The 13,870-nt window shown below is 39.1% G+C and carries 16 protein-coding genes; 12 read left to right on the top strand and 4 right to left on the bottom strand.

The genetic code is table 11. The annotated features are described in order from the left end of the window. The first annotated feature begins 12 nt into the window (after positions 1 to 12). Positions 13 to 2,460 (top strand): DNA topoisomerase IV subunit A, encoded by a 2,448-nt coding sequence (gene parC / locus BM000_RS00910; protein WP_091493719.1) that lies wholly within the window; start codon positions 13 to 15, stop codon positions 2,458 to 2,460. A 151-nt stretch (positions 2,461 to 2,611) separates the two neighbouring features. Further along, positions 2,612 to 3,079: a flavin reductase family protein gene (locus BM000_RS00905; RefSeq protein ID WP_245751539.1), complete on the top strand. Its 468-nt coding sequence runs from the start codon at positions 2,612 to 2,614 to the stop codon at positions 3,077 to 3,079. 42 nt (positions 3,080 to 3,121) lie between these two features. Here the strand turns inward: BM000_RS00905 and BM000_RS17050 are convergent, their stop codons facing one another. After that, the gene (locus tag BM000_RS17050; RefSeq protein WP_281245831.1) at positions 3,122 to 3,244 is read right to left on the bottom strand and encodes a hypothetical protein; all 123 of its coding nucleotides are present in this window, start codon (positions 3,242 to 3,244) and stop codon (positions 3,122 to 3,124) included. A 720-nt stretch (positions 3,245 to 3,964) separates the two neighbouring features. After that, positions 3,965 to 4,771 carry a histidinol-phosphatase HisJ gene (gene hisJ / locus BM000_RS00900; RefSeq protein WP_091493718.1) on the bottom strand — a complete coding sequence of 269 codons (807 nt, stop codon included), beginning with the start codon at positions 4,769 to 4,771 and terminating at the stop codon, positions 3,965 to 3,967. A 130-nt stretch (positions 4,772 to 4,901) separates the two neighbouring features. Here hisJ and BM000_RS00895 point away from each other — a divergent pair, with 130 nt between their 5' ends. From BM000_RS00895 to BM000_RS00850, 10 genes are all read left to right on the top strand, one after another. Beyond that, entirely contained in the window at positions 4,902 to 6,017 is a 1,116-nt protein-coding gene (locus BM000_RS00895; RefSeq protein WP_245751538.1) for an ATP phosphoribosyltransferase regulatory subunit, read from the top strand. Continuing rightward, positions 6,014 to 6,628 (top strand): ATP phosphoribosyltransferase, encoded by a 615-nt coding sequence (gene hisG / locus BM000_RS00890; protein ID WP_091493713.1) that lies wholly within the window; start codon positions 6,014 to 6,016, stop codon positions 6,626 to 6,628. Before BM000_RS00895 ends, hisG begins: the two co-directional genes overlap by 4 nt. Then, entirely contained in the window at positions 6,625 to 7,929 is a 1,305-nt protein-coding gene (gene hisD, locus BM000_RS00885; RefSeq protein ID WP_091493710.1) for a histidinol dehydrogenase, read from the top strand. The genes hisG and hisD overlap by 4 nt, the downstream gene beginning before the upstream one ends. Continuing rightward, on the top strand, positions 7,916 to 8,503 hold the full coding sequence (gene hisB, locus BM000_RS00880; protein WP_091494993.1) for an imidazoleglycerol-phosphate dehydratase HisB: 588 nt from the start codon (positions 7,916 to 7,918) through the stop codon (positions 8,501 to 8,503). Before hisD ends, hisB begins: the two co-directional genes overlap by 14 nt. After that, entirely contained in the window at positions 8,500 to 9,099 is a 600-nt protein-coding gene (hisH, locus tag BM000_RS00875; RefSeq protein ID WP_091493707.1) for an imidazole glycerol phosphate synthase subunit HisH, read from the top strand. The genes hisB and hisH overlap by 4 nt, the downstream gene beginning before the upstream one ends. Beyond that, on the top strand, positions 9,096 to 9,803 hold the full coding sequence (gene hisA / locus BM000_RS00870; RefSeq protein WP_091493704.1) for a 1-(5-phosphoribosyl)-5-[(5-phosphoribosylamino)methylideneamino]imidazole-4-carboxamide isomerase: 708 nt from the start codon (positions 9,096 to 9,098) through the stop codon (positions 9,801 to 9,803). The genes hisH and hisA overlap by 4 nt, the downstream gene beginning before the upstream one ends. Then, complete coding sequence (gene hisF, locus BM000_RS00865; protein WP_091493702.1) at positions 9,800 to 10,558, top strand: imidazole glycerol phosphate synthase subunit HisF; 759 nt, start codon at positions 9,800 to 9,802, stop codon at positions 10,556 to 10,558. The genes hisA and hisF overlap by 4 nt, the downstream gene beginning before the upstream one ends. Continuing rightward, a complete protein-coding gene (gene hisIE, locus BM000_RS00860) occupies positions 10,548 to 11,198 on the top strand; it encodes a bifunctional phosphoribosyl-AMP cyclohydrolase/phosphoribosyl-ATP diphosphatase HisIE (protein ID WP_091493699.1) in 651 nt (216 codons plus the stop codon). Before hisF ends, hisIE begins: the two co-directional genes overlap by 11 nt. A 237-nt stretch (positions 11,199 to 11,435) precedes the next feature. Further along, a complete protein-coding gene (locus BM000_RS00855; protein ID WP_091493696.1) occupies positions 11,436 to 11,630 on the top strand; it encodes a helix-turn-helix transcriptional regulator in 195 nt (64 codons plus the stop codon). A gap of 3 nt (positions 11,631 to 11,633) precedes the next feature. Continuing rightward, on the top strand, positions 11,634 to 12,074 hold the full coding sequence (locus BM000_RS00850; protein ID WP_091493693.1) for a hypothetical protein: 441 nt from the start codon (positions 11,634 to 11,636) through the stop codon (positions 12,072 to 12,074). Positions 12,075 to 12,281: 207 nt separating this feature from the next. Here BM000_RS00850 and msrA read toward each other — a convergent pair whose 3' ends face one another. Next, the gene (gene msrA / locus BM000_RS00845) at positions 12,282 to 12,809 is read right to left on the bottom strand and encodes a peptide-methionine (S)-S-oxide reductase MsrA (protein WP_091493691.1); all 528 of its coding nucleotides are present in this window, start codon (positions 12,807 to 12,809) and stop codon (positions 12,282 to 12,284) included. Between the two features lie 29 nt (positions 12,810 to 12,838). Next, positions 12,839 to 13,750 (bottom strand): glutamate biosynthesis transcriptional regulator GltC, encoded by a 912-nt coding sequence (gltC, locus tag BM000_RS00840; protein ID WP_091493688.1) that lies wholly within the window; start codon positions 13,748 to 13,750, stop codon positions 12,839 to 12,841. Between the last annotated feature and the right edge of the window lie 120 nt (positions 13,751 to 13,870).

Here is a 13,870-nt window from a genome sequence, read left to right as displayed (position 1 = left end):
GGAGGAAGTATTGTGTCAGCTAGTGAGAAGTATTTAGATCTACCCCTAGAGGAAGTTATTGGAGACCGTTTTGGTCGATATAGTAAGTATATTATTCAAGATCGTGCATTGCCCGATGCTAGAGATGGGCTTAAGCCCGTTCAACGTCGCATTCTCTATGCGATGCATGTTGAAAAAAACACGCATGAAAAAGGCTTTCGTAAATCAGCTAAGACAGTTGGAATGGTAATAGGCAATTACCACCCACATGGTGACAGCTCGGTATATGAAGCAATGGTAAGGCTAAGTCAGAATTGGAAGGTTAGAGATGAATTAATCGAGATGCATGGTAATAATGGTAGTATTGACGGTGATCCACCTGCTGCGATGCGTTATACTGAGGCACGTTTATCTGCGATTTCAGGTGAACTCATTCGTGATCTTGAGAAGGAGACAGTTGATTACATACCAAACTTTGATGATACTGATAAGGAACCGGTTGTGTTACCTGCTCGCTTTCCTAATTTACTTGTAAATGGCTCAACTGGTATTTCAGCTGGCTATGCTACTGATATTCCTCCTCATAATCTTGGAGAAGTGATTGATGCGGTGATAAAAAGAATTGATCAACCAGAAGTTACCATTGATCAATTGTTAACGATTTTAAAGGGTCCTGATTTTCCCACAGGGGGCATCATCCAAGGAGAAGAGGAACTTAAGCAAGCATACCAAACAGGTAAGGGTAAAGTCATTGTCCGTGGTCGAGCACAGGTAGATGCTATTCGTGGAGGACGCGAACAAATTGTCATCGACGAAATTCCATACGAGGTAAATAAAGCCTCACTAGTTAAGCGCATTGATGAACTTAAGTTAGATCGTAAGGTAGAGGGCATTGCGGAAGTTAGAGATGAAACCGACCGCACGGGCATGCGAATTGTTATTGAACTTCGGAAAGATGCCGATAGTACTGGAATTCTTAATTTTCTTTATAAGCACACCGACCTTCAGGTTACTTACCATTTCAATATGGTTGCAATAAAAGATAAGACACCACGCCAATTAAATTTATTACAATTATTAGATGCTTATATTGGTCACCAAAAAGAGGTTGTTCTTCGCCAATCAAAATATGACTTACGTAAAGCGCAGGATCGTGCCCATATTGTTGAAGGGTTAATAAAAGCCATTTCGGTGCTAGATGAATTAATTGCTACAATTAGAGCTAGTAAAGATAAAGCTGACGCTAAAAAGCGTATTCAGGCACAATTTGGCTTTTCAGACACGCAAGCAGAAGCAATTGTCAATTTGCAACTTTATCGCTTAACTAATACCGATATTACTGCACTAGAGAAAGAAGCCTCTGTATTGCAGCAACAAATTAACCAGTTAACTGAAATTATTCATAATCATAACAAGCTAACTGAAGTAATAAAAAAAGATTTACGTCAAATTAAAAAGCAGTTTGCAACAGATCGGTTAACTTCAATTGAAGCAGAAGTAGAGGAATTAAAGATTAATTTAGAGGTTATGATCGCTAGCGAGGATGTCCTTGTATCAGCTACCTATGATGGTTACGTTAAACGAACAAGCTTACGCTCATACGCTGCTTCTAATGGGGGTGACTTGGCAATAAAGGATGATGATCGTTTAGTTACATTGTGTGAAATGAACACAACTGACACCGTTCTCTTCTTTACTAATCAAGGTCGCTATATATTTGCCCCTGTTCATACTTTACCTGATATTCGCTGGAAGGACTTAGGCCAACATGCTTCTAATCTGGTTAGCATTAATAAAGGTGAGAAAATAATTGAAGCAATTCCTATACGAGATTTTACTGAACCAAAGTATCTCATTTTTGTTACTAAGCAGGGTATGATTAAACGAAGTGAACTTGCTTTATATGAAGCACAGCGCTACTCGAAGCCACTTGTAGCCATTAATTTAAAAGGGGACGATACCTTAATTAGCGTTTCGCTATCTAATGGACTACAAGATATCTTTGTTGTTTGTAATCGTGGCTATGGACTACGCTATCACGAGGCAGAATTAACGCCTATTGGTCAGCGAGCTGCTGGAGTTAAAGCAATGACATTGAAAAAGGATGAGTATATTGTTGCGGGAATGGTTCTCGAGGGTGAGCAAGACGAGACATTCCTTACCTTGATAACGCAACGAGGTGCCATGAAACGAATGCTGTTAACTGATTTCGAGCAATCAAGTCGAGCAAAACGCGGACAAATTATGTTACGTGAACTAAAAGGAAAGCCACACCGTGTTATCGGGCTAATCGAAACGGCAACAGAAGACGAGGTTGTTCTCCTGACCGAATCAGGCTATGAAAAGGCTATTCAGCCGATGACCCTTAGTGTGAGCGATCGTTATAGCAATGGTTCATTTGTTCTTGATACCGATGATGCTGGAGAGGTTGAACAGGTTTGGAAGAAAACGATTTATCAGACACCATTTAAAACTGAATAAGATATTATGTAAGATAAAAAAAGAGTAGAAGCAATTTATACCGTGCTGTTACTCTTTTTTTATGCTCAATACCCTACAAGCAAGAATATTCGCTTTCGGTTGCATGCATGCTATGCTTTGAATAGGTTGATAAAAGAAGGAGAGGATACTATTGTTTACTAAGCAGACATTTCGTCAGGCTATGGGGCAGTTTGCCACAGGCATTACGGTGATAACGGCTCAGAATAATGAATTAGAGGTAAAAGGTGTTACGGTTAATGCTTTTATGTCATTGTCCTTAGACCCCAGCTTAATTGCAATATCTTTAAGAAATGAAGCTTCAATTATTGATACACTAACTCAAGCTAAAAGCTTTGGAATTAGTATTTTATCTGATGAACAACTGGAATATTCCATGATTTTTGCTAATCAGAAAAAAACAGAAGAACTTGTTTCTTTTGAATATAAACAGTCTGTACCTGTCCTACCGGAAGCTCTTGTCCAGATGATTTGTGAGAAAGAGTCAGAGGTAAAAGCAGGTGACCACACTATTTTTATTGCCGCGGTTAAAGATTTACAGCTAAATGAAGGGAAGCCATTGTTATATCATGGCGGTCAATACAAACAGCTAGCTGAATAATTATTTGATTTGGGATAGAGGCTAACTATTGACTTGATATAGTTAGCCTCTTAAGTTATCATCAGCTAGAAAAAAACGCTGTTCAGTTATAAAAATAACGAATTGATGATTAAATAACAGTGCGATTGTAGTTACCCTATTCATGATACTTTTAGTTGCTGTCATTTTCGCTAATCCCTTGATGATTTTAAAAAAAGTTAAATAAATTACTCAACTTTCGCACACTAAAAACAGTCATTAAGCCATGCACGTGTTTAAGGGTGTTGGCATGCACTACCCATGTTGACTTTCATATCAGTTCAGCGCGCTATGTCGTTCCGAAAAGCAATGGGATCGCTTTCCGCGGGGCTGGCCTCGGACCTACAGAATGTAGGTCAGTTAGACGTTGTCACAAGTGTTTGGCGGGGCGAGTAATCGCAAATTAATTCAGTGGGACGAGTAATCGCAGTCCCAGGACGTGACGGGTTTAGTCTAACATCCCCACTTTGTGAAGAAATGCGCGCCAAAAGTGGATCATCAGCTCATCCTGTTCCCACAGAGTCTCACTCATTGCCTATCTCCACTTAATTGGATATTCATCATGAAAGAATCCGTACAAAATTAGGAGTAGCAGAGAAAATAGCGCTTATTATCGGTCATCCAGCTAAGGCACTGGAATTTGCTGCTTCGAAAACCGAACGCTACTATCTTCACGAGCGACAAGGAGTAGCGCTAATACTGACATAAAGCAAACATAGCTCCACTACGGGTTAATAACGATAGCTTTAAGAAAGGACGCATTCATCAAACGAGCTACTGGTCCTCCCAATCCGTAGCCTTAATCCTTCGCCCACTCTTCAGCCAGCATAGCTGAACCTGAATATGTTGATGTGAAAGTTGAGTAAATTAGTCTAGATAGGGACTAATTAATTGGAAGCCTCTTGTTAAGGTAGCAGCTTCGTGGCTGTCAGAGCCAGGAACAAGCGGGATAAACAATTCTTTAGCACGCTGAATCACTTTTTTATTTGGATAGATCGATAAACAATCAGGCTTATACAGGCCAGCAGTATTTATGTCTAAACAGTATTGCTTGTCCTTGATTAATCTTAAGATTTGCTCAATTTGGTCACTGTTATCTTTTGTTAGTGGATACTTCTGCTTAAACTTCTCAATTAGCGTTAAGTGCCCAATTCGAGTTGGCTTGTACTTGCCTAAGTCAGCACAAACAGCCTTTTCAATGGTTCGATAATAAAGGTCATATACCTGCTCGGTTGAGCCAAGTTGATTGGCAATTTCACCAAAATGATCTGCGCTATAGTCCAGACAAGCATAGTGATTGGTAGCAAGCCTTAGCATATGGACAGATAGAATGGCGTCATCTATAACTTCACCATAGGTATTTAAGAACTGGCTCGTTTCAAACTCGTACCCTTCAAGATAATCGAGTTCAAAGCCTAAATTAATTTTAATATCACTGGCAAATTGTTGTTTTAAAGTTAAACCTTCCGCTAAATAACTTTCAAGTGCATGTCGGTTCATTGCGCTATCTTTTTCCGGTACTGGATCTTCGAATGATTCAGGTAGTGGTGCGTGCTCCGTGAAACTAATTTCCTCTAACCCTAATTCTATTGCCTTTATAATATATTGCTCCCAACGATCAGTTGAACCATGTGGACAATATGGCGTATGAACATGATAATCACCTAAAATCATTTTTATTCCTCCTCATTTCCTATATGATATAAGTAAATACTAAAAAAGAAAAGGTTTGACTAGTCGTATCGACCATGTTATTGTATTAACAACAAACACTTTACTGCAGTAAAGTGTTAAAGGATTGGGCGTGAATAGATTGTTTTTGCCAGCAGGGAGTCAAGATCAAGTTGGAGATAGATTAAATAACAAAGCTAAATTAAATGAAACGTTTAGGCGCGTTGTTAGAGGAAGAGACTTTCAAGCAATTGAAACACCTGTTGTCGAGTATGCACAAACCTTTACCAACCCACATGTGGGAATGAATTTAAGTAAATTACTTAAATGGTTTGATCGCGATGGTGAGATTGAGGTTTTGCGATCAGATTGGACAACAGCAATAGCACGGGCGTTAATGAACCAAAATGCAGCACAGTTAAAATGGTTTTACCAGGGATCGGTATTTCGTAATGATACAAGTGGGATTGAAAGTAGACAAGCCGGGATTGAAATTATCAGGACAGATCCGTTACTAGGTGAAATGGAATCGTTATTGACTGCTGTTGCTTATTTAAAGGAAATAGACGTACGCAACTATATTATTGAACTAGGTCACACTGGGCTTTTTGACTATTTAATTAAATCGCTTGAATTAAATCAAGAAACAGAGGAGCAGTTAAGGTTAGCATTATATGATAAAAAACAGGATGCCATTTATCAAATTATTAATAAGCGTGAGCACAATGAAATTGCTCAGGATCTTGTTGAGTTAACCAAAGCTTTTGGGGGAAAAGAAGTGTTAGTGCGCTATGGCTTAAGGTGGCAAGATCGACCTGAATTGGTAGCGATTCTTAATCAGTTACAGCAACTTGTTGCTGTCCTAGAGCAAATAGGTGTACCAGAGGTAATTGTTGATCTAGGACGAGTGAAAGAGCTACCCTACTACAGTGGGACAATGTTTCGCGGTTACTTAAAGCCATCAGGAAAAACCTGTTTCTCAGGGGGGCGCTATGATAAGCTCTATGCTCAATTCAATGAGGATATTACGGCGATTGGACTAGCGTTTGATATTGACGTATTAACAGAAGTACTGAAACCAGAACCAGTTAAACCAAGAATTTGTCTTGTAGCGTGTCCACAAACGCATTTAAAAGCCGAATTAATGCGTAAAGACTTTCCAAACGGACAAGTAGATATTCGCTATCAAATCCCAGCTACTGGACTTTATGATCAAGTTATTCAGATTGCAGATGAGGTGAAAGAATGAAACCAGTAATTGCCTTAACAAAAGGGCGCTTAGAAAAACAATTTTTATCTTACTTCTCGTCATTGCAGTATGATACCGAACCCTTAATAAAAAAGGGGAGAAAGCTACGAATTGAAACAGACCAATTTGCTTTTATTTTTGCTAAAGGACCTGATGTCACGACATATGTACAATATGGTATTGCTGATTTAGGTGTTGTAGGTGGCGATATTCTTGCCGAATTTGAACCAGATGTATACGATTTGTTTCCACTTCCATTCGGTAAGTGTCGCATGGCTGTTGCGACAGAACAAGGTAAGATTTGGCCTAAGCACAAAAAAACAATTGCTAGTAAATATACGAGCATTACCAAAGATTTTTTTAAAAATAAAGGTGAATCGGTTGAAATTATTAAACTAGAGGGTTCCGTTGAATTAGCCCCTATTTTAGGCTTAGCTGATGGTATTGTTGATATTGTTGAAACTGGGACGACTTTAAAGGAGAATGGTTTGGTTGTTAGTGAAGAATTTCTTAAATTTAGTGCACGTTTAATTGCTAATCGTTCTGCACTTAAAATTAAACGCAATGAATTAGCAGCTGTAATTAAAAGATTACAGGAGGGGCAGATATGAAAATAGCCGTATATCAGGCTCAGCAATTTAAAAACCAGTTTTTGAACAAAAGAAAAAGCAGATCACAGGCTAATCACGTCACACAAGTGGCGCAGGAAGTTATTGACGCTGTCTACAATCAGGGTGAGAAAGCGCTACGCTCCTATATTAAACAATTTGATGGGTCTGTACCAAACGAATTGTTAGTGTCTGATCAGGAAAGGGAACGCGCTTGGCAACAAGTTTCTGAAAGGACAGTTCAAGCTTTACAAAATGCAGCTGAGAATATTAGAACATTTCATAATAAACAACTTAATCAGTCAAAATTTATGCAGCATGATGAACAGATTGTCTCGGGTCAGCTATTTCAGCCCATTGATAGGGTCGGTATCTATGTCCCTGGTGGAACGGCCTGTTACCCATCGTCCGTATTAATGAATGCTATTCCTGCCAAAATAGCAGGTGTTGCAGAGATTATTATGGTTACTCCGGCTCGGGATGGGCAAGAAATTGCACCTATCTTATCTGTAGCAGCCGATATCGCGGGGGTAACACGTATATATAAAGTAGGGGGTATTCAGGCAATCGCAGCCCTGACCTATGGAACCGAATCAATTCCAGTTGTTGATAAAATAGTTGGACCTGGAAACGCATATGTGGCTGCGGCAAAAGCGCTGGTTTATGGCGATGTTGGCATTGATATGATTGCAGGTCCTTCTGAAGTAGCAATTATAGCTGATGATTCAGCTAATCCTAAACATGTTGCGGCTGACTTAATTGCCCAAGCCGAGCATGATGTACAAGCCAGAACAGTATTATTCACCCCTTCAGCTCAATTAATTGCGGCTACAAAGGCTGAGTTAGCTACCCAACTTGAGACCTTACCGAGAACTTCAATTGCATCTGAGGCGATTTTAACAAATGGTGCCCTTGTTCAAGTAAGCGATTTAACAGAGGCTTTTGATCTGGCAAATATGCTAGCACCCGAGCATTTAGAAATTCAACTTGATCATGCCTTAAGTTATCTTAGTCATGTTAAGCATGCTGGTTCCGTCTTTTTAGGTCACTATACACCTGAATCACTTGGTGATTACTATGCTGGCCCTAATCATGTCTTACCTACTTCAGGAACAGCCAAGTTTTCATCAGGTCTATCTGTAGATGATTTTATGAAAAAGACGACGTTCCTTTATTATTCTCAGCAGGCTTTAGCAACTGCGGCCAAGGATATTGTCACATTGGCTGAAGAAGAACAACTGTCTGGCCACGCAAGAGCAGTAACAAAACGATTAGAGGTGAAGAAAAATGATCCGTCAGGCTGAGAAGAAGCGTCAAACATATGAAACAGCAATTCAAGTCAAAATTAATTTAGATCAAGCAGAACCTATTTCCATTAAAACTGGTGTTGGTTTTTTTGATCATATGCTAACATTAATGGCTAGTCATGGCCGCTTTTCATTAGTCGTTCAAGCTGAGGGTGATCTACACATTGATAGTCACCATACCGTTGAGGATGTCGGCATTGTCATTGGTCAGCTTGTTAAAGAAGCGCTTGGGGATAAGAAACAAATTAATCGCTATGGCACAGCCTACGTCCCAATGGATGAGGCGCTAGGTTTTGTATCACTTGATATAAGTGGCCGACCCTACCTTGTGTTTGATGCTGAATTAAACAATGAGAAATTAGGGAATTTTGATACTGAGTTGGTGAGAGAGTTTCTCCAGGCATTTATGGTTCATGCAGGTATTACCTTGCATGCGCGTGTACTTTATGGAATGAATACGCATCATAAAATAGAAGCAATCTTTAAGGCGTTAGGTCGTGCGTTAGCAGATGCAATTACGGTAAATCCAGAAATTAAGGGCGTTAATTCAACAAAGGGGTTGTTGGAATGATTGCAATTGTTGACTATGGTATGGGAAATGTTGCCAGTGTCAGAGCAGCCTTTGAAAAGCTCGGTTACCAAGTTGTTGTAACAGACGATCATCAATTATTACGCGAGGCTAGTCATCTTATCTTGCCTGGAGTAGGTTCGTTTCAAGCTGCAATGGCAGAGATTGAGGAGCGTAATCTTAAACAATTACTTATCCAGCTCGCTAAGTCAAAGCCATTCTTAGGTATTTGCCTTGGAATGCAGTTGCTTTTTGAAGAAGGGACTGAGGGAGGTCACTCCAGTGGCTTAGGGCTAATTCCGGGCAAAGTAACTCGCATTCAGACGCCATATATTCTACCACATATAGGTTGGAATCAATTAACGGTAACGGATTTGGTCCCGAGCTTCCAAGACTTTAATGAAGCATTTGTCTACTTTGTCCATACCTTTGCGGCAGAGACAGCTGCAAACTATATTGTAGCAACTGCAGACTATGGAACTGATGTAACGGCAATTGTTAGGAATAAAAACATTTATGGTATCCAGTTCCACCCGGAAAAAAGTGCTGATATTGGTTCGCGGATTATTAAAACATTTTTAAATGAGGTGCAAGTATGAAAATTCTACCAGCGATTGACTTGCTTAACGGCAACTGTGTTCGACTTTATCAAGGAGATTTCAATCAAGCTGAGCAAGTAGCTCAAGATCCTGTCGAGCAATTAAAGACTTTTATTAATGATGGTGCAGAACTCATTCATATTGTTGATTTAGACGGTGCAAGGGATAGTCAAGCACGTCAATATCAGCTGATTGAAGACCTTTGTACGCAGTCAACAGTTCCGATTCAGATCGGTGGAGGTATAAGGTCAATGGAGACGGTGGACCAATTAATGCAAGCTGGTGCGTCTCGACTGGTCCTCGGCACAGCAGCAATTGAAAATCAATCTTTTCTCGAGCAAGCACTAGCGAAATACCCCGAAGCTATTGTAGTGGGGATTGATGCGAAGAATGGTCGTGTTGCTACGCATGGCTGGGAGGATGTATCGTCAGTCGATTACCTTACGTTTGCAAAAGAAATGGAACAGCTAGGTGTGCAGACGATCGTATTTACTGATATTTCAAAGGATGGTACGATGACGGGTCCAAATATTGAGCAATTACAGGCAATTAACTCGTCCGTAAATTGTAAAATTGTTGCTTCTGGTGGTATTAGTAGTCTTGCTGATATTAAAGCACTAGTGGCAATCGGGATTGAAGAAGCAATTGTTGGAAAAGCCATCTATCAAGGAACAGTGACGATCGAAGGGGTTAATCAACTATGATTGCTAAACGAATCATTTCATGCTTAGATGTTAAAGACGGTGAAGTAGTGAAAGGTACAAATTTTGTTGGGCTACGAGCACTTGGTGATCCAGTTGAGATGGCTAAGGGCTATTCCAAGGCTGGCGCTGATGAGATTGTCTTTTTAGATATTTCAGCGACTCACGAAGCAAGGGACACGATTATTGATATTGTTAAGGATACTGCTCGTCAAGTACATGTGCCATTTACTGTAGGGGGAGGTGTCCGATCTATTGCCGATGTTAACCGTCTATTACAGGCAGGGGCAGATAAAGTAGGGATAAATTCAGCAGCAGTCACAAATCCCGAATTAATTACTGCTGCTGCAGAGCGCTTTGGCTCTCAGTGTATTGTCGTTGCAATTGATGCTAAAAAGTTTGCGGACGGCTGGCATGTGATGACACATGGGGGGAGGAAGGATACCGGTATTGATGCATTACAATGGGCAATTGAAGCAGAAACAAGGGGAGCTGGAGAAATTTTACTAACAAGCGTTGATACTGATGGTGTAAAATCGGGCTTTGATTTAGCGTTAACAACCGCTGTTGTCCAGCGTGTGAAGATTCCAGTTATCGCCTCAGGTGGTGTTGGTCATCCTGATCATTTCGCAGAGGTCTTTAAGGCAACTGATGTATCAGCGGGCTTAGCCGCTTCAATTTTTCATGAGCAAACATTTTCTATTCAAGCCGTTAAACAAAGTTGTCGAGAACAGGGGGTGCTAGTACGTGAAGCCTAATTTTTCAAAGGGACTTGTTCCAGCAATAATCGTCGATGCACGCACCAAAGATGTTTTAACATTAGCGTATATGAATGAAAAATCATATCACAAAACACTTGAAACAAATGAAACATGGTTTTACTCTCGTTCAAGGCAAGAATTATGGCATAAAGGAGCAACATCAGGAAATACGCAAAAGGTTGTTTCACTAACACTCGATTGCGATCAAGATGCACTTTTAGTAGAAGTCATTCCGAAAGGACCCGCGTGTCATAAAGGCACTACATCTTGCTTTACCGAAGTTGTGAAAGAGCAGAATCAAGAAGATTTTGATGCTAATATTATCAATAGAATTGTTACTGAGATTAGCGAAAGAAAGCTCAATCCGCAATCAGACTCCTATACTAATTATTTGTTTAATAAAGGGATTGATAAAATTAGTAAGAAGCTCATTGAAGAAGCTGGAGAGGTTGTCATTGCAGCAAAAAATAGAGATAAAACTGAAGTAACTTTAGAGGTTAGTGATTTACTTTATCACACCTTTGTGCTACTCGAAGAGCAGGGTGTGCCTTTTAATCAGATAAAAACTGAATTAACCAAGCGTTTTGCTAAAAAAGGCAATAATAAAGGAGATCGACCAAAAATTGAGCAGTGGTAAACTGTTCAATTTTTTATTTACTATAATATTATTATGTAAACTAAATTAGCGATTTCTTATCCAAGTAGAGACACACTACCGAAAAGCTTTCTTAGGAAAAACTGTAGACCAATCTATTTATGAATATCTACACACCGAAACTATAAATAGTTATATGTCCGAAATTTATGACTTAATGTAATATATAATTGACTTTTTGTAAGGTTATATATTATGATTATCATAGGAGGAGATGCTGTGAAGAACAAAAAAATGAAGTTGGCTAGGGTCGAGGCCGATGTATCACAAGAAAAGTTAGCAAGTCTGGTAGGCGTGACAAGACAGACGATTAACTTAATTGAAGCCGGAAACTACAATCCAAGTCTAAAATTGTGCACGGCAATATGTAAGGTCTTAAATAAAACGTTAAATGATTTATTCTGGGAGGAATGAAAGATGGATACTGAGTCGGTGATTAAAGCAGCAAAATTGAAGATATGTGTAGGTATAGTGGTTAGTATTGGTCTCTTTATAACCTGGTTTATTTTTGAAACAAGTGAGCTATCCTTTAGCAATCATAAAGTGTTTATCGCCTTATCACTTATCCCGTTTAGCGTATCACTAGTGTCATTTCTTAAGTTAATGAAGTTAAACAAGTATCCACAGACAATTGTAGCTGAGACTGATGAAAGATTGGTAGCTGAGAAGAATGAGGCTGATGCCAAGACGTTAAAGATCATTCAAGGTACATTATTTTTAATTTATTTAAGTTATACCTTTGTCATTCCAGATGACATCTTTAAAACAATAGGTTGGTGGATGACCTTACTGGTTTTACTTATATCGTTGTTCTTACCATTACTATTTCGTTATCTTGGAAGAAAGCAAGGCAGATAATAACTACGGTGATCAGTAAGTAATTAGAAGGAGGTGAGTGGCAAATGACGAGTGGTATGTTCCTACTTATAATGGTATTAATCTCAGTCATAATTATTAGAAAAAGGGACAAAAAATAGGGCAAGAACTTATAGATGTCCCAGCCCTATATCTTAAGGTTCTTGTATAAATTTTAGTGGACCAAGATCGTTTTATTATTGGATTAAATTAGCTGTTCCAATGTTGTTCAATAAATGGGTCACGACCCGATTTTTCACGGTCTATCTGATACGCTTCAGTATTCTTCTTATAATAGTCTTGATGATATTCCTCTGCTGGATAGAAGGTTCTTGCAGGAAGAATGTCAGTTACAATTTCCTCCTTAAACCGTCCACTGGTTGCAAGTTGATTTTTAGCTAATTGCGCCAATTTTTGTTGATTTTCATTATGGTAAAAGATCGCCGTTCGATATTGTGGACCGCGATCATGGAATTGCCCATCTGGATCAGTAGGGTCAATCTGCGGCCAGTATAGATCTAAAATTTGCTGATAAGAAATGATCTCCGGGTTAAAGGTAATTTGAACGACCTCGTAATGGCCGGTTTTACCTGTTTTAATTTGCTGATATGTCGGATTTTCAACATGGCCGCCACTATAACCAGATAGCACGGCTTTAACACCATCCCATTGGTCGAAGGGCTTAACCATGCACCAAAAACAGCCGCCTGCAAAGGTTGCTTTTTGATAAGTTGACATTTACATTCCTCCAAATTTCAATATTAGTCTTAATCTCGCTTAAGACGTGGATAATGCTCAGTGAAGTAATTAATAACAAATTGATAAAAAACCTTTTCAGAAGGGGCAAGATCACGATGTTTTGGTGTAATCATGCCGACACTCCGCTTTAAGTCAGGGCTGCTAATTGGTATACGCACTGTATAGCTGGATTGATATTCAGCTATTGCACTTTCTGGTAGAATTGTTATGCCTATATTAGCAGCAACCATTCCTTTAATCGCATCTAAGTCCTCACCTTGTGTCGAGACATGAGGTTCAAATCCTACCGAATAACAAGCATCAACAACTAACCTTTCGAATATGTATCCTTTTGGAAAAAGCACGAAGTCCTCATCTTTTAATTCAGTTAAGTAGACACTTTTTCGTTTTGAGAGGCGATGATTGCTAGGAGCAAGCAGGAACATCTTCTCGTGAAAAAGAATATCTCCATTTATGTGTGGATCATCAGTAATAACTGGGCCAATAAAAGCAATATCAAGCTCACGCTCTTTGACAGCATCAATTAGGAAATTATAGGCCCCTTGTCTTAACTGAAAATGAATATTTGGATATGCTGTTTTAAATTCTGCGAGCAAATGGGGTAGCATACTACTTGCTAAGCTGGTTGGAAAACCGATTTTTATTGAACCTCGTTCTGGATCTATATATTCATCCATTTGTTTCTTTGCATAATCAATGGCTTTCATCGCTTCTTTCGCATGGGTTAGAAAAATCTTCCCTATTGGTAACAACTTGACATTTCTTCCTTCACGTTCAAATAGTTGAATGCCCAATTCATTTTCTAAATTAGCAATTTGCCGACTAATTGCTGATTGTGCAACGTGCAGATGAACGGCTGCTTCAGAAACATGCTCACGTTCAGCAACTTCAATGAAATATTTTAACTGTCTAAATTCCATCCTTGTCCTCCCCCTGAATTAATCTATATATGCGATTATATTCATTATAATTATATATTGTATATATAAATTAGAGAACATACAATAGGAATAGACACAAAAATCTAATTTTTTAATCTA

It is taken from the genome of Amphibacillus marinus (genome assembly GCF_900110345.1).
GTDB lineage: Bacteria > Bacillota > Bacilli > Bacillales > Amphibacillaceae > Amphibacillus_D > Amphibacillus_D marinus.
The sequence above is the reverse complement of the archived record's forward strand: the minus strand, read 5'-3'. Positions and strand labels throughout refer to the sequence as shown.